Below are 16,953 nucleotides of genomic sequence, written 5' to 3' on the forward strand. Positions count from 1 at the left end.
GAATGCTTTGGAATGTTCAAGTGTTTTTTAATAAATCTTAAAAGTAAATAAACCAGGAACATTCAATGCCCCTGGTTCATGATTATTTCGTTAAGATAATGGGTCCTTCTTTTGTGACAACAACGGTATGTTCACATTGGGCGACATGGCTTTTATTAGGTGTGACGAACGTCCAGCCGTCGCTCATTTCTCTGACTTCTTCATCTCCGCTTGAGATAAACGGTTCGAAGGCTACAACCATTCCTTCTCTTAGCAGCTGCTTATCCCATGGATCAAAATAGTTCAGGATATGGTCCGGCTTCTCATGAAGGGAGCGGCCTACACCGTGGCCGGTCAAATTCATGATTACGTTGAATCCATTGTTTCTTGCGACTTTATGAACCGTTTTACCAACAAGGCTCAGCTTGCCGCCCGGCTTTAATTTTTTCAGGCCTTCATCAAAAGCTTCCTGTGCCGCATCACATAACTTTTGCAGCTTCTCGTCTTCACCAACGACAAAAGATAGGCCTGTGTCTGCGAAATAGCCATCCTTTGATCCTGAAACATCAATGTTTACAAGATCGCCTTCTTTTATTATGCGGCTTCCCGGAATCCCATGGGCCACTTCTTCGTTCACGCTTATGCAAGTAAAGCCTGGAAAGTCGTATTCTCCTTTAGGGCCTGAAATCGCTCCGTGCTTTTCGAACAGCTCTCCGGCTAAATCATCAAGCTCTTTGGTTGTTATGCCTGGCTTGGTTTTTTCAATCATCACATCGCGAATCTCCGCGACAATTTTGCCGATTTCCTTCAGTTTTGCTAATTCTTCTTCGTTTTTTACAATCATACAGAATCCTGCCTTTTCTTTAGTTGTTATTTCTCTATTATAATCTAAATGTGGCACGCTTAATAAGAATTCGCATTTTCTCTTGATAAAAACCTAATAATCATGTGCAACATCAGTATTAAAAACACTTTTTCAGTGGTTCTTGCTATCAATCAAACGTTTGATTGAATTTCTTCTATCTCAGGCCATAATAATTTCCAGTTCTTTTTTTCAATTCGCTGCAGGTATACTCCAAATAACTTGCTATTTTCAGCAAACATAGGTGTGGGCTTTATTTTAAGAGCAAGCAAGTCCTCGATCTCCCATGGAGCAGTTAATATAATATTGTTTTTGTCATCAAGCTTTAATCCAAGGGCAGTCGCCGTTTCAGGAAATTTCGAGATTGCATCCACTGATGAAGTATATGGGGAAAGGTCATTAATGAGATGCATTCTTGCCTCATTTTTAACTGACCATGGCACTTTGGGCAGAAGGGATTTAAGCTTAGACTCCAGTTCTTTTTCCGTTTCTTCGCTAAGGTCACTCTTATTAAAATAAACGACATCCACATCCGGCAAGTGAGTTCTCTGACTGAATCCATGAAGAGTATCCCAGACTTTTGCTCTCACGAAGCCGGCACAGACCCACCAGTCAGGGAGGTCTAGTGACTTTGCGGCTGTTAGGATGGTCATCATCCATTTGTCCTGCTTTACCGCCTTCACTATATCTTCTTCAGTCTTAATCAGCATGCTCCCTCTCCATCTCCCGAATTGAATGCAGTACGCGCCTGTAATAGTAATCCTCATGCGGAACAAAGTCCTCTTTGCGCACTGTAATGGCAGAGGTGATTCTTTCATCTCTTTCAACCTGAAACCCTTCTGCCTTAATATGTTCTCTTCCTTCAAACCAAAGCTCATAGAAGTCCTCCAGAGCAATCCGGTAGATTCCTGTTACTTCTTCCAGCTGCGGGTTGAACTCCTCCAGTGTATGAACGCTGTCATAAAGAAATACATGCGCCAGTTCTTTGTCGATAAAATTTTCTTTCTCTGCAAGATATTCAATGACACCCAGTGGCACCAAGTCCTCAAAATCAACATGAATCCCCAGCTCTTCCTCCACTTCCCTCATGCCGTCCATGACAGATTCATGGCTCATGAGGTGGCCTGCAGCGGTTATGTCCAGAAGTCCGGGGTAATCCTTTTTGTCATTGCTGCGGTATTGAAAATAAATATATTCCTGATCATGTTCCCTGCTAACAAACCAGCAATGGAAAGTTTCATGCCAGTGGCCTTTTTGATGAACCTCTTCACGAGAAGCTATACCGATTTGTTTTCGGTTATCATCAAAAATATTGAGAATTTCTGTGTCCAATTACTTGGCCTCCTCTTTTTAGATAAACTAAATTAAAGGGATACCCAGCTTCCAGTTTCCCCTGTTACTGCTTTCCTGATTGATTATGATAATTACGCTGCACCATTCCCGAAGATTTGATCATTCCGAACTTTTCATAAAACGGCTGTAATTCAGGGTCGCACATAATATCGATCATGTAAATGCCGTCCAGCTCTTCAAGCATTCGGGTGATCAGCTTTCGGCCGATTCCCTGCTGCTGGTATTCAGGCAGTACTTCAAGCAGGGGAATATAGGCAGATAGCACTCCATCGCTGATTGCTGTGATGAATCCGGCCACTGCATGTTTATCGCGGTCAACGGCAAGCACAATCTTCGTGCTGTTTTTTAAAAGCTTCAGATGTTTTTCAGGGCTCGGCGGATTTGGCCACCCGTCAAAAAAACCGTCCAGCATATCTGGTGATATTCCTTCTATATCCATTTTATATTCGATCATTTTGTCAGCTCCATTATTATCGGAAAAAAGCAGGAAAAAAGCCTGCTAACAAGATATTTTCGACAATTATTTATAAAAAGCCTGCGATTTTTTTGAAAAATTCAAACAGGCCATTTTTCATTTACTCTTTAATCTATTAAAATGATGATAATAGACTTGGTTAAAGGGGCATAAAGGATGCTTGAACTGCTGATTACAATGCTGGAGCGGCTTGGAATCATTGTCACGATTGCGCTGATTCTGACAAGGTTCCGCTTTTTCAGAGAGATGATTTATGGTGAAAGATTAAAACGGCAGCAGGAGTATAAAGCCATTCTTTTTTTTGGTTTCTTTGGCATCATTGGAACTTATTCCGGGCTTGCCTTCAATACAGACACACTCCAGTTTAACCGCTGGGCATCCGAGCTTGCCTCCGATGAAGCCATCGCCAATTCCAGGGTGATCGGGGTCGTACTCGCCGGATTGCTTGGCGGCCCTAAAGTAGGGATTGGCGCAGGAATTATCGCTGGATTCCACCGGTTTACGCTAGGAGGCTTTACCGGGATTGCCTGCGGGCTGGCGTCCATAGTGGCGGGGCTGCTTGCCGGCTTTTTCCGCCGAAAGAACGAACATGTGAAGCTATCATCAGCCTTCTTCATTGGTGCTGCGGCTGAAGCCGTGCAAATGCTGATTATCCTTGGAATATCACGGCCCATGGAAAAAGCGATCGCACTTGTCGAAATGATTGGAATCCCTATGATAATAGCAAATGGGCTTGGCAGTGCCTTATTCTTGCTGATCATAAAAAATGTCATTAACGAAGAAGAAAAAGCAGGTGCTTTTCACGCACAGAAAACGCTGCGGATTGCTGATCAGACGCTCGCACACCTTCGGGAAGGCATCAATCCTAAGTCCGCTCTGGCAGTCTGCCTGATTTTACATAAGGAACTTCAAATGAAAGCAGTTGCAATCACCAATCACACTGAAATCCTTGCTCATGTCGGCCTTGGAAATGACCATCACCGTTCCGGAAGCCCGATTCAGACCCAGATTACACGGGATGTCATTCAACACGGAGAAATTGTGGCTGCCAATGACCAGGCCATTCACTGCCGGCAGGAAAACTGTCCTCTTGGTGCTGCCATTGTCGCTCCTTTAAAGCTGCGCGGTGAAACCATTGGAACGCTGAAGTTTTACTTTACTTCGGAAAAAGAAATGACAAATCTCGTGATGGAGCTGATTTCGGGGCTCAGTGTACTGCTCAGCAGTCAGCTCGAAATTGCTGAAGCTGATAAAGCCTACCAGCTGGCAAAAGAAGCTGAAATTAAAGCGCTGCAGGCGCAAATCTCACCGCATTTTTTATTTAATTCATTAAATACAATAATCTCGCTTGTGCGGATTGAGCCTGCCCAGGCACGGAAATTGCTTGTATCTCTTTCACATTTTCTGCGCCAGAACCTGACAGCCACAACCGTCAGCTGTACGACTCTTGAACAAGAGCTCAGACATGTAAAGGCCTATTTGTCAATAGAAGAAACCCGGTTCGTAGATCGGCTCGAAGTCATATATGACATTGAGGAAGAGGCCCTTTTGGAAAGAATTCCGCCGCTCACTTTGCAGCCGATTGTGGAAAATGCCGTAAAGCATGGGATTAAAGACAAAGAACATGACTGTCTCATTATGATCAAAATTATGAAACGGGATGGAATGACGATAGTGAAAGTGAAGGATAACGGAGAGGGCATGAGCAAGGAGAGATCTGACCAGATTGGCAAAGAAACCCTGATGTCAGAATCGGGATCCGGACTTGCGCTCTATAACATTAACCGCAGGCTGACGATGATGTTTGGTGAAGATGCTTCACTGCAAATAGCGAGCACGCCAGGCGCCGGCACTGCCATTCAATTCGCCATTCCACAAACGGAGGAAAAAAGCTGATGGAAAAAACGATCCGAACTTTAATCGCTGATGACGAACGCTACAGCAGAGATGAATTAAAGCATTTACTCGAGAAATTTCCTGCAATTCAAGTTATCGGTGAGGCTGAATCGGGTGAAGCAGCGGTGATGAAAGCCATCCAGCTTCAGCCGGATGTTGTTTTCCTTGATGTGGAGATGCCCAAAATGAATGGAATGGAAGCGGCCAAATCCCTGCACGAGCTGAAAAAAGTGCCGCTTATCATCTTTGCAACGGCCTATCCGCAGTTTGCTGCTGAAGCCTTCCGCTATGAAGCTACCGATTACTTACTGAAGCCCTACGACGAGGAACAGCTCGAGCAGACCATCAGGCGCGTGGAAAAATTGATTGGCGCAAAAAAAGAAAATGACATCGGCAAGCCGGCCGGCAAACTGGCTGTTGAAGAAGATGGGGAAATTTTATACCTGGAGCCAAAAGAGATCCTCTATATCGGCCGGGATGAAAAAGTATCCCGGATTATCACCAGAACCGGAGAGCATGAAACCAAAACCCCGCTGAAGGATTTGGAGAGCCGGCTATTGCCCTTCTCTTTTTTCAGGATTCACAAAAGTTACCTGGTGAATCTGGATTATGTAACTCGACTATCTCCCTGGTTTAACGGGGCCTATCAGCTTGAGATGGAAGGCCGGGAAGAACTCTTGTCTGTGAGCAGGAACTATGTGAAGGCACTGAGGGTGCGATTGGAATTGTGAAATAGCATCGGGGACGGTGCTTTTTTGTTTTTGGGGGTGGAGTTTGCTGCTTGGGGATGCGAGTGCACTTTGAATTAGGGTTGTACTGACCTCGAGGTTAATTGCACTTGATCTAAAATATGTACCCCACCCTCTTTCCAATCATAATATAGTGAATTTTCAAACGAACTTCCGTTTTTCCATGCATCTTAATCTCCCTTCATTGCCTTTTAATCTTCATTTTTTACATCTTGGACACAAATTGTTCAAATTTTCTCCTTCTTTTATATAATTAATGTAAACGCATTCATAAAGGGGGATAAATATGATTACTTTTTTAGCCTGTATTGCACTTTTAATTGTAGGTTATTTTACGTACGGCAAGTTTGTTGAAAAAGTCTTCGGTGTGAAGGAGGCACGTACAACACCTGCCTATACACATGCTGACGGTGTGGATTACATCGCTATGAGCACACCTAAGAACTCGTTAATCCAGCTGTTGAATATTGCTGGCACCGGACCGATTTTCGGTCCGATCATGGGAGCTCTTTACGGGCCTGTTGCTTTTATCTGGATTGTGGTCGGCTGTATTTTTGCCGGTGCTGTTCATGACTATTTAACAGGAATGATTTCCATCCGCAACCGCGGCGCTCATTTGCCTGAGCTTGCGAGCAAGTTCCTCGGGAAAGTCATGAAGCATGTTGTTAACGCTTTCGCTGTTCTGCTTCTGTTATTGGTTGGTACGGTGTTTGTTACGACTCCGGCTGATCTGCTTTATGTGGTGATGGATCAGAAGGTATCTGTAACCCTCATCATTGCTGCAATTTTCATTTATTACATTTTGGCGACTTTACTGCCTGTTGATAAAATTATTGGCCGCTTATACCCATACTTTGGAGCATTGCTTTTAATCAGTGCACTTGGCGTTGGTATCGGTTTAGTTGCAACCGGAGCTGATATTCCGGAAATTTCTCTGCAGAATTTCCATCCGGCTAACGCACCTATTTTCCCATTGCTGTTCTTCACGATCACTTGCGGTGCTCTTTCCGGCTTCCATGCGACACAGACTCCGATTATCTCCCGTACAACTCAGAATGAGAACCAGGGACGCAAAATTTTCTATGGCATGATGATTGCAGAAGGAATTATCGCGATGATCTGGGCAGCTGCTGCAATGAGCTTGTTTGATGGCTATAACGGATTAAGTGATTTCCTTGCAAACGGCGGTCCGGGAGCAGTCGTCAGTGAAGCTTCCACAATGATGCTTGGTGCAATCGGCGGAACACTTGCTATTCTTGGAGTCGTTGTCCTTCCAATCACTTCTGGAGATACCGCTTTCCGAAGTGCACGAATGATTATTGCTGATTATATTAATTTTGCTCAGAAGAAATTCTCAAGCCGTTTGTGGATCGCTATTCCTTTGTTCGCAGTTTCACTGGCACTTACGCAAATCGACTTTAACATTCTATGGAGATACTTCAGCTGGGCTAACCAATCAACAGCAGTTATCGCACTGTTTGTCGGTGCCATGTACTTGTATATCGCAAAGAAAAATTACTGGATTTCACTTATTCCGGGTACTTTCATGCTGCTGATGGTCTTAACGTATATCTTAAATGCACCTATCGGATTCGGTTTATCCTGGAATACTGCCTGGATTGGCGGTGCAATCGGCACAGTTGTTCTTGTAGCCCTGTTCTTCTCTGCTGCTAAAAAAGCGCGGGCGAATAATCTGCCGCTTGAAGAGGATATTTCCGGCTGGAAAAGATCTGCTTAATGGGCTGCTGTAATCCCAAATACCGGGAAGCAGTAAATGAGGAAGAGAAGAGAATAAATGCGAAAGGTGAAGCTTCTCTCTCTCTTTCTGTTAAATTACTTTTTGGCGTGATATCCATATTCGGGATATTCTTCTATTTTATTTAGCAAAAAGTGCACGTGCATGCGTGCACTTTTCCATTTAACCAAAGGAGGCACTATAGTATGAGAATATTAATAGTCGGAGCCGGAGCCATTGGAGGCTATTTTGGCGGAAGGCTTTTGGAAAAAGGCATGGATGTTACATTTTTGGTAAGGGAGAAAAGAAAGCAGCAGCTTGAGAAATATGGGCTGCGCGTGGAAAGTGTTCATGGGGAGATGGCGTTTCCTGGGCCGAAAACGATTCAGGCTGGAGAAGAGGCAGATTCATTCGACGTCATCCTGCTCTCTACCAAAGCTTATCATCTTGCGGGAGCCATCAGGGATATCCGTCCATACACAGACAGTAATACTATGATTCTTCCTCTCTTAAATGGAATTGCCCATATGGATCAGCTGACAGCTGCTTTTCGAGAAGAGAATGTTCTCGGGGGACTTTGCTTTATTGAAACCACTCTTGGTGAAAATGGGAAAGTGGTTCATACCAGCCCTGTCCATGACTTGGTTTTCGGGGAGCGTTCCGGCGAAAAAACGGAACGGATTCTGAAGCTTCATGAAGCTTTTTCAGGAACAAAAGCAAACCTCCGTCTCTCTGAAAATATAGAACAGGAGATGTGGCATAAGTACCTGTTTATCTCCACGCTTTCCGGTGTCACCTCCCTGTTCCGCTCACCAATCGGACCGATTCGTGAGCAGGCATTCGGGATGGATTCGGTTAAAGAGGTTCTAAAAGAGGCATCTGCCATAATGAGAGGGCTGGGTGCTCCACTGGCTGAAGGGATTGAAGAAACCCAGGTGAGCAAAATACGTGAAATGGGTTATGAAATGAAATCCTCCCTGCAGCGAGATATGGAAAAAGGGCAGGCAATTGAAGCTGATCACTTCTTTGGCTATTTGCTGGAGAAAGCTGACATACTGGATCTGAGTGCACCTGTTATCGGTGCCATATATGCTAATTTGAAAGTATATGAGAAAAATAGTCTTTAAATAAAAATCCGAGCAGGCCATTCTGCTCGGATTTTTATTCTATTATTTTGTACTGCTGTTCGAATTATAGAAGAATTTCGCTGTGATAGATCCATCCGCATTTTCTTTAATGTCTGTTACATGGATTCCGGAGTCAGCCGGGGTTGAGCTGTTGCCCTTCCAGAAATAGTAAGAGCCTGTGTGTACATTTTCTGATACAGGTGTGATTTTGCTTCCTGATTTGAAGAAATCGCCTGCATCCCCGCGGTTTAGATTTTTCTCTAAGTCATACTTGCCATCAGCCTGTAGAACAGATAAGCCGTAGTGCGTTACGACTGTTCCGTCACTAGCTGTTTCCGATTGGTTGTACTGGAAGCGTTTGTTCATCCAGTTTTCCACATTGTTTGGACGGAAGCCGGCTGTCTGGTACAGGTTGATGATGTTCTCATCTACATGCCACGCCACTAAGCCTTTAGCGTCTTCACCCTGGCGGATAAATCCTTTATTAAAGCCATCCTGCTGAACGTTTTCAAATAGGAAGTATTCAGTGCCGTTTGAGCCTGGCACTTCCATTTTGACAATGCCGTTGTCAGCATCTGCTTTATTGATTGCAGGCAATGTGATTTCCTGCACGCCATCTTCCGGTTTCACTTCAACCGGATTTACCCATCCTAAGAAAATCTTAGAGAACGGATCAAAATGTGCCGGAGAGTTTCCGCCATATTCAGGTTTATTCGGATAGCGCAGCCATGATCCGCCTGCCATCATAGAATAGTTTCCTACCCCTTCAGAGCTATAAACCGTATCATAAAAGTCAGGTAATCCCAATGCATGTCCAAATTCATGGGCATAGACCCCAGTTTGTGCCGGGAATGGACCTGTTTTTGCTTCTTCTTTATAAGTGTTTGTGGCAGTATCAAATCCGGCAACGTTTCCGCCGATTCCCGGCTGGATGTTGTAATTGTTTACGAGTACGCCATCATAGGTCATATCTTCTTTAACTGTTTTGTCAATCCATGCTTCTTCAGGCATTCCTTCTGTTACTGGTGCCGGCTGGCCAGTTTCATAGTATTTGCCATAGTAAAGGGCGCTCAGAATATTCCACTTATGAGACCAGAATTGTGCCGGATCACGGCTGAATTCAGCCCCTGTTCCTTCATGAATGACGAAAATGTTAGGCACTTCCCCATTCTCGGCATATTTTGAGAAATCAACCTGATCGTCTGCTGCTTTCAGCAAGTCACGAATGAATTCGCCTGTATGGGCATCACCATTCACATTCCCATTTACATATTTACCGTCTTCAGCATATTTACCTTCCTGATCCAGATAGTAGGAAGCACCTTTTGGCATCTCCACCCAGACAAACTCTGTATTTTCCTTGCGGACAAGGTTCGTTTTTCCATAGCTGGATTCTTTATAAGCGTTTTGCATCGTGCGGTCCTTTGGAACATCAGGTCCATCATATTTCTGGAATTGAGGAAGCTCATAAGGATTATATTCTGTCCCAAAGATTAAATCCTCATAATATTTAGCCGGAACTTGTCCAGGCATATCTCCAACCGGCTCATCACCTTCCGGATACTTTGCCAGAAGAACCAGAACTGGAATATCCCCTTTCGCCTCCTTATATGCAACATGATTGTCGCCAGGCTGCTGGAATTTTGCTCCCGCCTTGGCTGCTTTCTCAGCCGGATCCGCCTTTGACAGATCGATTCCCAGCTCCTTCGCTTTTGCAGTAAGTTCCGGTGACGCACCGACATGATGTGCAAGATTGATTTGATACTTGCTTTCCTGCTTAGCCTGAGTATCTGCAGGCCCTGCTCCTGCAAAAACGGCACTTCCTGCCAGAGCAAGGGTTAAAGCTGAAGTTGATAGAACTTTTAACAATATACTCACTCCCTATAATCTATTTCTGTATTCTAAATATTATAAAATATTCAGTATTTTCTAAATAGGAGGAAAGCATGGTTTCCTATAGAATTTCGTGATACTAAAGACTTATTTTTCAGAAAAGTTACAGGTGAAAAGATTATTTCTCTGAGAAATTTCCTTTAACAGGTTAATGATTTATAATAGAGGGATATGTAAATAAAGGAGACTATAACATGACTCATATAGAAGATAATTCACCAAAAAAAATCAGCCTTAAAGAAGCAATGAAACAGCAGCTTATGAATAAAAAGCAGGGTCAGTCAGGCGGAACGTTCAATAATGCCCCCGTCAAATCCACGAAAGCGCTGAAAAGCCAGCAGACTAAGAAGACCAATAATCAGCGGAAACGGACAGGTGTGTAATGGAAGGTCAGAATCGCGCTGCCATAGCGCCAGGATTAAAGGTGAAGATCGTTCTTAAAAAAGATCAGCGGACAGGTGCGCTGACAGAAGGAATCGTGAAAGACATTTTAACGAAGTCCCCTTCCCATCCGCATGGCATTAAAGTAAGGCTTGAAGACGGACAGGTTGGCCGGGTAAAACAAATCCTGCGCCCATAAGGAGCGGCCTTTTAATTTGATAACTCACGGAGGAGACTATTGGTTACACTGATTAAACCTTTACTGGTAAATATAACGATACTATTTTCATTTACGTTTAACGGAAATTTGCTTTTTCCCTATCAGACAAAGGCCCCCCTTACCTTTAAGCAAAAATTGATTTACGGCCTGCTTGGCTCATTCGGGGCACTTCTGTGTATGTTTTACCCCATTGAAACACTGGGGGAAACCCATTTTGATTTGCGCATGGTCGCGATCATGATTGTGACACTGTATGTGGGGTGGCTGCCGGGATCCATTGTGATGCTGAGTACCGTCATTGCCCGCTATGTAATAGGCGGCCAGTTTATTTATATTGGAATTTTGGTTTCTATATTGTCTTTTGTGATTACATTTTCCTTAAGAAGAGTGTTCCTTAATTCTAAACACCGGTTGATAACAGGTTCATTTATTCTCTTTTTTTATTTTTACTTATATATAGCCATTCTTGCGACAGCCGTCATGTTTCTGGACACCTTTTTTTATCTGACCTATTTCGCGGCGTTTTATCTGACATTTATTGCTCTTGTTTTTATAATCGAGAGTCTTTTCAGAACGAATAAACAGATCAGTGAAATGGTATATATGGATAAGCTTACAATGGTCGGCCAGCTGGCAGCTTCGATTGCCCATGAAATTAGAAACCCTTTATCCACTGTGAGGGGCTTCATTCAATATTTGAGCCATGATACGGCGGATGAGAACTTTAAAAAGTTCTCCCCTCTCATAATTGAAGAACTGGATCGCACAAACAGCATCATTACCAACTATCTTAAAGTTTCAAAGCCCGAACAGTTCCAACTGGCTAATGTCCCCCTTCATGAGGTGATTCAGGATTGCGTCCTGCTCATGAGGCCGCTTGCCTCTTATTCAAATGTAGTGATTGAGTACGGAAATAAAGGGCCATTTTATGTGAGGGGTGATGAAGACCACCTAAAACAGGCCCTCATGAATATAATCAAGAATGGAATTGAATCGGTTCAGGAAAAAGGAAAAATCTCTATCATTACTTCTGCTGATTATTTTCATAATACCGTTAAATTGACAATTACGGATAATGGACGGGGCATGACCTCCGAGCAGTTGGAAAATATCGGTTTGCCTTTCTACACAACGAAAACAAAGGGTACAGGCCTGGGGAGCATGGTTACGAACAAAATCATCCGTGAAATGCAGGGAACGATAGAATATGATAGCGAAATCGGCAAGGGGACGACAGTGAACATCATACTGCCTTTGCTGAAAAATGAATAAGAAAAAGAGTGCCCAAGTGCACTCTTTTTCTGTATAGACTTTTAGCCAAGCCGGCCCTGGGCTGCTGGCTGGTATTTTCTCATTGGGCCTTTTGCAAGAACATCACGCATATAGTAGTCACCGGCCGGATTTGTTTTTCTCAGCAGTTCTAAGAGGTATGTAATATCATCCATGGCGCGGTGTGTCTGGCTGTCTGCGATCCGGTGGGATTGAATAAGCGTCAGCAGCCTGCTGTCTGTAAAGCCGTATTCTTTCCAAGGAACACTTCTCATGGTGCAGTACCATTTTAATTCGTTAATATCTTCAGGATACATCCGGTATAAAAAGCTGCGGTCAAAGGATGCATTATGAGCGAAAACCGAATCAGCGTGAAAGAAGTATTTTTTTATTTTGATATCATCAAAGCTTTTTCCGATGACAGCTTCATAAGGAATCCCATGGACTCTGAATGCACGGCTGTAATTGTTTTTGGCCGATTTGCTGATGGGTTCCCGAAGGAAGGAGGATTTATCCTTTATATCAAGAATCTCCCCTGTGTCGGCACGGTATGAAAATAGCTTTAATGCCAGTTCGATGATTTCATCGGAATTTGGTCCTAGCCCCGTTGTCTCCACATCCAGCAGCAATCCCATCTTTTCCTGGTTTATCATAGCCTGCCTCCTCTATTGATTATAAATTAAGCATATAATAGAGGAGTGCTTATTGCCAGCGGAACCGCTCCTAGATCTTTTTATCGTTTTTCAAGCGGTCCACATAATCCGCATGATAATTCTGATGCATGTATTCACGGTTTTTCATGGAATAGAAATATCCTGTTGAAAGAGACAGAAATGCGAACAGAAAGCCTACCCCAAAGCCGAAGTTGTGGTAGCCCATGACAATGCTGACAACGGTAGTGATCAAGAGCGCTACTAATATATAGAATAAAATGTTTTTGTTTTTCAAGGGTGTGCCTCCTCTTATTTGAAACTAAAAAGCTGTCTTATTATTATACCAAAACCGAAACAAAACGGCCGCTTTATCCGTAAAGAATAACAAGGAGGTTTTTGCCATGATTGGACTTGTCATTACACAGATTTCTGTGATTCTGCTCTTCCTGATTCTGGGGTGGGCTGTACGATTCAAAAAAGCTTACTGGCTCATTTCCGGATTCGCCTCGCGGCCGGAGATTGAACAAGAACAATTAATTAACAGCGGTTATCCGCAAAAAACCGGCAGCCTGCTCATTGGCACCGCTGTCGGAATGCTGGTGCTTCTGCCATTGACGTTTACAGGATTCAGATTTGCTGTGGAAGTGCAATTCGGTTTTATGCTGGTGGTTTTGCTTGGGGGATTCATTTATTTATCCAGATATGAAGTGCCGGCCAAAAGAAAACGAAGTTATATCATCGCTCTCATTCTTTTTATTGTGACGCTTGTCCCCCTCATTTACCTGACTCTCTCCAGCCATAAAGGCTATGAAATGGCATTAGCAAAGGATTCATTTGAAATCTCCGGGATGTACGGAGACGAATGGGATTATCGGGATATTCAGTCTGATCAATTATTGGAGGAGATGCCTGAGGTTACCTGGAAGCAGAATGGAATCGGCCTCCCCACCCTTTCACAGGGGCATTTTAAAGTGACTGGCTATGGCAGCAGCTTATTATTCATACAGAAAGGCCATACGCCGATCCTGTACATTGAACTTAAAGAAGATCAAATCTTTGTGAACAGCAAAGTTTCCGCAGAAACTGAAAGCTGGTACAAAGTTATGAAAGAAGAAGCGGATATCAAATGAAGCCGCAACGGCTTTTGTTTGAATCCATAATTGGGTAATCATAGTAAAAACAGGAGGTGACTCGTTAAGGTGTCATATTTACTTTTAATTATTGGATTTTTTTTATTGATTGCAGGGGCAAACTTTTTTGTGGATGGCGCTTCAAAAATTGCGGGGTTCCTAAAGATTTCCCCGCTGCTGGTCGGGCTGACAATCGTTGCATTTGGAACGAGTTCACCTGAAGCCACTGTCAGCATTCTGGCTGCGCTGGATGGAAATGCCGATGTTGCTATAGGAAATGTTGTCGGCAGCAATATCTTTAATATCACGCTGGTGGTCGGTGTAACCGCCATGATTTTCCCTTTAAAAGTCGAAAGTGCAACCATCCGCAAGGAGATTCCCTTCACATTGCTTGCAACAGCCGCACTTATGATTTTTATAAGTGATGCATATCTTGACTCTATCAGCAGCAATGTGGTTTCACGCAGTGATGGTCTTGTGCTGCTGCTCATATTTGCTGTATTCATGTACTACTTATTTGAAGTGGCCCGGGAGAGCCGAAGAAGCACAGAGTCTGCTCGTGTCAAAGCAAGTGCTGCCCAATGGACAAAGCAAAGTCTTTTGACGATTGCCGGATTGGCTGCCATTATTTTTGGCGGTGACCTGGTTGTTAAAAGCAGTACAGAAATTGCCTTTTCATTGGGGATGAGTGAAACATTGGTCGGCTTAACGATTGTTGCCATCGGAACTTCTCTGCCGGAGCTGGTGACATCTGTCGCCGCAGCCATAAAAAAAGAGAGTGAAATTGCTTTAGGAAATATCGTAGGAAGCAATATCTTTAACATCCTTTTCGTCCTTGGGGCATCGGCTTCTATATCTCCACTTCCTGTAGACCCTAAAATGTTCATCGATATTACAATCTTAATTTTAATTACATTCGTGCTCCTTATTTTTTCAAGAAGCCATTATGCCATTGGAAAATATGAAGGGGGTTTTCTTGCAGCCTCTTACATTATGTATTTGATCTATATCATAACGCGGAATTAATTACAGTGCCGGTCCTTTTGGGTCTGCGCTTTTTTTAAGCGGATGTTGTTTCTGAAAAATACTGCTGCTTCTCCACCTTTGCCGCTGCCGGCAGACATAAAGAGATGAATGCCCATACCACAAAAAAACCCCGGAGGAAAATTCTCCAGAGTCTTTAATTATCAGCCAGCAGCTGAGTTTTTGTTGTATGGAACTTTCGTGCCAACATTTCTTAACCCGGCAAAAAATCTTGCGGTGAAGATGATCGCAGCCAGAACGATAAAGATTCCGCTGACGGCGCCAACCTGGTCGGACAGCACCCATTGCGGCAGGTGCTCTGCCCATCTTCTTGGTGCACTGATCCCGCCGGCATAAAGGAAAGAGCCCACCAGACCTGTAAAAAACGCAAAATAGAGCGCGATGGTGAATGTGTCGATTCCCCTGTGCTGCTGATTGCCTTCGGTTTTATTGAAATAATACATAAATCCGATAATCATAGCGACTACCCCCATTCCCATATATGTATGGAAATGTCCAGGAACCCATTTCGTATTATGCATCACATGATTGACAACAATGGTGGCATCAATGATGGCCGGAATGGCTCCGGCCACCCATCCGAACATGGAAAGAAAAAACAGGCTTGAGGCAAAGTCCCACTTCATCCGCGAGCGGTAGACAATCATAAGCGCACCGTAGGCCGTAACGACCATAACGGGCAAGCCGTTAGCATAGGAAAACACCTGCCCGATGATGAGCATCCATTTTGGCACCGCAAAGTCCATCAGCAGATGGTGCGTATAAATCATTAAGGTAAAAAGTGTGGAGCAGTTCCAAGCAATTAAGAAGACTTTGTTAGCTTTCCACGGCCGTTTTGTATATTCTGAAAGGACCTCATAGACTGCAATAACAGCCATATAGATGGTGCAGTTTGCAAAGATATGGCCAAACGCATAGGTAAGATGCTTGGCAAGCAGCGGGTCTATCGTAATGGCCGGATTGATAATATTCACCAATGATGCGGCCAGCACCGTGGCACCTGCCAGCAGTGCAGTCGAGTTAGTGATGATAACCATGGCCGTCGCCACGACAGCAGCAGGCGGCCCGTATCCTTTCTTCCCTCTGAAAATAATATCCCATCCGAGCGCCTTTCCGAGGCCCCCATAAACTGCTGTCAGCCTTGCAGCCAGGTACATGTACAGAAGCAAAAAGCCAATGCCGAGAATCAGCATGCCTGATAAGAAGAATACTGCCCCTGCTGCCCCGTACATTTTGGCTGACTGGGCAGGAAGCGGATATAAGAACGTCCATCCATCTGAAAAGTCAAAGACAAAAATAGCGATGAGGACCATCATGACTCCGGTTAAAAAAAGGACGAAGTTTACAATGAGAATGGCTGGGTTAAGCTTTACGTATTTAGACAGGAAGTACCATAGAATGGCCGTTCCGCCCAATGCCGCGATGCCAACCATACCTGTACCGTGTGCAGTCATGATTTTATAAAACCATTGCGGTGTAATGCTGATCATTTCCCCCTGATTCATCAGCATAATAACCCCAAAGATCATCATAAGAATTAAAACAAGTGCCGTCACTGCCAGATGCCAAATCACTGCTTTCCTAGCTAAAGGGTGAATCGCTTCATTCATCAGATGCTCCCCCTTCCGGTTCGACGACAATTTCTTTGACCATCACATGATGGCCGGTTGAACAGTATTCAAGACATAGAATCTGATAAGTTCCAGGCTCTTCAAAGGTATAGTAAACGGTATTTGTATATTCAGGCATGGCCTGAGTCTGTGCGACGAGCTCCATTTTTTCATTGTATAAGCCGAAACCATGGGTAACATCCGAGGCTGTCACATCAAATTGAACTTTATCCCCAACCTTAAACCTTTCCTCACTCATCTCCCACGCGTATTGGATTCCGGTTACCTTCACTATCTTCGTTTCACTAAAACCTTCCGCTTCGGCCTGATTGCGGTCATACGGCAGCCTGCCAAGCGTCATAACAGTAGCAAAAGCCATAATGGCAATAAGTCCGAGAAAATAGAATTTCCTGATTTTATATCCTTTTTCCTGAATGGCACTATATTCACCGCTGCGCCTGGATTCACCGTAAACAAACGCAAAAGCAAGCGCCAGCAGAAAAACAAAGAAAACAGTCGCATACATGGCGATAAGCTGATACATTTCTACCCCTCCCAAAAAATATTCAACAATCCC

At 43.9% G+C, this 16,953-nt stretch carries 18 protein-coding genes; 9 read left to right on the plus strand and 9 right to left on the minus strand.

Going from position 1 to position 16,953, the window contains the following annotated elements; translation table 11 throughout:
- Positions 1–82: 82 nt before the first annotated feature.
- From map to BK139_RS07050, 4 genes are all read right to left on the minus strand, one after another.
- Positions 83–823 carry a type I methionyl aminopeptidase gene (map, locus tag BK139_RS07035; RefSeq protein WP_076257648.1) on the minus strand — a complete coding sequence of 247 codons (741 nt, stop codon included), beginning with the start codon at positions 821–823 and terminating at the stop codon, positions 83–85.
- A gap of 152 nt (positions 824–975) precedes the next feature.
- Complete coding sequence (locus BK139_RS07040) at positions 976–1,551, minus strand: nucleotidyltransferase family protein (protein WP_076257649.1); 576 nt, start codon at positions 1,549–1,551, stop codon at positions 976–978.
- The gene (locus BK139_RS07045) at positions 1,541–2,173 is read right to left on the minus strand and encodes an NUDIX hydrolase (protein ID WP_076257650.1); all 633 of its coding nucleotides are present in this window, start codon (positions 2,171–2,173) and stop codon (positions 1,541–1,543) included. The genes BK139_RS07040 and BK139_RS07045 overlap by 11 nt, the downstream gene beginning before the upstream one ends.
- A 64-nt stretch (positions 2,174–2,237) precedes the next feature.
- Complete coding sequence (locus BK139_RS07050) at positions 2,238–2,648, minus strand: GNAT family N-acetyltransferase (protein WP_076257651.1); 411 nt, start codon at positions 2,646–2,648, stop codon at positions 2,238–2,240.
- A 177-nt stretch (positions 2,649–2,825) separates the two neighbouring features.
- Between BK139_RS07050 and BK139_RS07055 the strand changes: the two genes are divergently transcribed.
- From BK139_RS07055 to BK139_RS07070, 4 genes are all read left to right on the plus strand, one after another.
- A complete protein-coding gene (locus tag BK139_RS07055; RefSeq protein ID WP_076257652.1) occupies positions 2,826–4,565 on the plus strand; it encodes a sensor histidine kinase in 1,740 nt (579 codons plus the stop codon).
- Entirely contained in the window at positions 4,565–5,296 is a 732-nt protein-coding gene (locus BK139_RS07060; RefSeq protein WP_076257653.1) for a LytR/AlgR family response regulator transcription factor, read from the plus strand. The genes BK139_RS07055 and BK139_RS07060 overlap by 1 nt, the downstream gene beginning before the upstream one ends.
- 304 nt (positions 5,297–5,600) lie before the next feature.
- Entirely contained in the window at positions 5,601–7,052 is a 1,452-nt protein-coding gene (locus tag BK139_RS07065; RefSeq protein ID WP_076257654.1) for a carbon starvation CstA family protein, read from the plus strand.
- Positions 7,053–7,255: 203 nt separating this feature from the next.
- A complete protein-coding gene (locus BK139_RS07070) occupies positions 7,256–8,176 on the plus strand; it encodes a ketopantoate reductase family protein (RefSeq protein ID WP_076257655.1) in 921 nt (306 codons plus the stop codon).
- A 42-nt stretch (positions 8,177–8,218) separates the two neighbouring features.
- Here BK139_RS07070 and BK139_RS07075 read toward each other — a convergent pair whose 3' ends face one another.
- A complete protein-coding gene (locus BK139_RS07075; RefSeq protein ID WP_076257656.1) occupies positions 8,219–10,045 on the minus strand; it encodes a M6 family metalloprotease domain-containing protein in 1,827 nt (608 codons plus the stop codon).
- Between the two features lie 218 nt (positions 10,046–10,263).
- Here BK139_RS07075 and BK139_RS07080 point away from each other — a divergent pair, with 218 nt between their 5' ends.
- From BK139_RS07080 to BK139_RS07090, 3 genes are read left to right on the plus strand one after another with little or no spacing between them, the layout of a single operon-like run.
- The gene (locus BK139_RS07080) at positions 10,264–10,452 is read left to right on the plus strand and encodes a hypothetical protein (RefSeq protein WP_076257657.1); all 189 of its coding nucleotides are present in this window, start codon (positions 10,264–10,266) and stop codon (positions 10,450–10,452) included.
- The gene (locus tag BK139_RS07085) at positions 10,452–10,649 is read left to right on the plus strand and encodes a YwbE family protein (RefSeq protein ID WP_048010563.1); all 198 of its coding nucleotides are present in this window, start codon (positions 10,452–10,454) and stop codon (positions 10,647–10,649) included. Before BK139_RS07080 ends, BK139_RS07085 begins: the two co-directional genes overlap by 1 nt.
- Positions 10,650–10,688: 39 nt before the next feature.
- Positions 10,689–11,942, plus strand: a complete 1,254-nt coding sequence (locus BK139_RS07090) for an ATP-binding protein (protein WP_076257658.1) — start codon at positions 10,689–10,691, stop codon at positions 11,940–11,942.
- Between the two features lie 41 nt (positions 11,943–11,983).
- Here the strand turns inward: BK139_RS07090 and BK139_RS07095 are convergent, their stop codons facing one another.
- Entirely contained in the window at positions 11,984–12,592 is a 609-nt protein-coding gene (locus tag BK139_RS07095) for an exonuclease domain-containing protein (RefSeq protein WP_076257659.1), read from the minus strand.
- Positions 12,593–12,662: 70 nt separating this feature from the next.
- Positions 12,663–12,887, minus strand: coding sequence for a hypothetical protein (locus BK139_RS07100; RefSeq protein ID WP_048010560.1), 225 nt, complete (start codon positions 12,885–12,887; stop codon positions 12,663–12,665).
- A gap of 106 nt (positions 12,888–12,993) precedes the next feature.
- On the opposite strand from BK139_RS07100, the gene BK139_RS07105 reads away from it, so the two are divergent.
- Both BK139_RS07105 and BK139_RS07110 read left to right on the plus strand, forming a co-directional pair.
- Complete coding sequence (locus BK139_RS07105) at positions 12,994–13,722, plus strand: DUF3784 domain-containing protein (protein ID WP_076257660.1); 729 nt, start codon at positions 12,994–12,996, stop codon at positions 13,720–13,722.
- A 69-nt stretch (positions 13,723–13,791) separates the two neighbouring features.
- A complete protein-coding gene (locus BK139_RS07110; protein WP_076257661.1) occupies positions 13,792–14,748 on the plus strand; it encodes a calcium/sodium antiporter in 957 nt (318 codons plus the stop codon).
- A gap of 161 nt (positions 14,749–14,909) precedes the next feature.
- Here BK139_RS07110 and BK139_RS07115 read toward each other — a convergent pair whose 3' ends face one another.
- Both BK139_RS07115 and BK139_RS07120 read right to left on the minus strand, forming a co-directional pair.
- On the minus strand, positions 14,910–16,376 hold the full coding sequence (locus BK139_RS07115; RefSeq protein ID WP_076257662.1) for a cbb3-type cytochrome c oxidase subunit I: 1,467 nt from the start codon (positions 16,374–16,376) through the stop codon (positions 14,910–14,912).
- Positions 16,369–16,920 (minus strand): cupredoxin domain-containing protein, encoded by a 552-nt coding sequence (locus tag BK139_RS07120; protein WP_076257663.1) that lies wholly within the window; start codon positions 16,918–16,920, stop codon positions 16,369–16,371. Before BK139_RS07120 ends, BK139_RS07115 begins: the two co-directional genes overlap by 8 nt.
- Positions 16,921–16,953: the final 33 nt, after the last annotated feature.

It is taken from the genome of Paenibacillus sp. FSL R5-0490, assembly GCF_001956215.1.
Lineage (GTDB): Bacteria > Bacillota > Bacilli > Bacillales > Cytobacillaceae > Cytobacillus.

Coding starts and splice junctions, on each gene's coding strand:
- map (WP_076257648.1), bottom strand. CDS start 823: ATGATTGTAAAAAACGAAGAAGAATTAGCAAAACTGAAGGAAATCGGC.
- BK139_RS07040 (WP_076257649.1), bottom strand. CDS start 1,551: ATGCTGATTAAGACTGAAGAAGATATAGTGAAGGCGGTAAAGCAGGAC.
- BK139_RS07050 (WP_076257651.1), bottom strand. CDS start 2,648: ATGATCGAATATAAAATGGATATAGAAGGAATATCACCAGATATGCTG.
- BK139_RS07055 (WP_076257652.1), top strand. CDS start 2,826: ATGCTTGAACTGCTGATTACAATGCTGGAGCGGCTTGGAATCATTGTC.
- BK139_RS07060 (WP_076257653.1), top strand. CDS start 4,565: ATGGAAAAAACGATCCGAACTTTAATCGCTGATGACGAACGCTACAGC.
- BK139_RS07065 (WP_076257654.1), top strand. CDS start 5,601: ATGATTACTTTTTTAGCCTGTATTGCACTTTTAATTGTAGGTTATTTT.
- BK139_RS07070 (WP_076257655.1), top strand. CDS start 7,256: ATGAGAATATTAATAGTCGGAGCCGGAGCCATTGGAGGCTATTTTGGC.
- BK139_RS07080 (WP_076257657.1), top strand. CDS start 10,264: ATGACTCATATAGAAGATAATTCACCAAAAAAAATCAGCCTTAAAGAA.
- BK139_RS07085 (WP_048010563.1), top strand. CDS start 10,452: ATGGAAGGTCAGAATCGCGCTGCCATAGCGCCAGGATTAAAGGTGAAG.
- BK139_RS07095 (WP_076257659.1), bottom strand. CDS start 12,592: ATGATAAACCAGGAAAAGATGGGATTGCTGCTGGATGTGGAGACAACG.
- BK139_RS07105 (WP_076257660.1), top strand. CDS start 12,994: ATGATTGGACTTGTCATTACACAGATTTCTGTGATTCTGCTCTTCCTG.
- BK139_RS07115 (WP_076257662.1), bottom strand. CDS start 16,376: ATGAATGAAGCGATTCACCCTTTAGCTAGGAAAGCAGTGATTTGGCAT.
- BK139_RS07120 (WP_076257663.1), bottom strand. CDS start 16,920: ATGTATCAGCTTATCGCCATGTATGCGACTGTTTTCTTTGTTTTTCTG.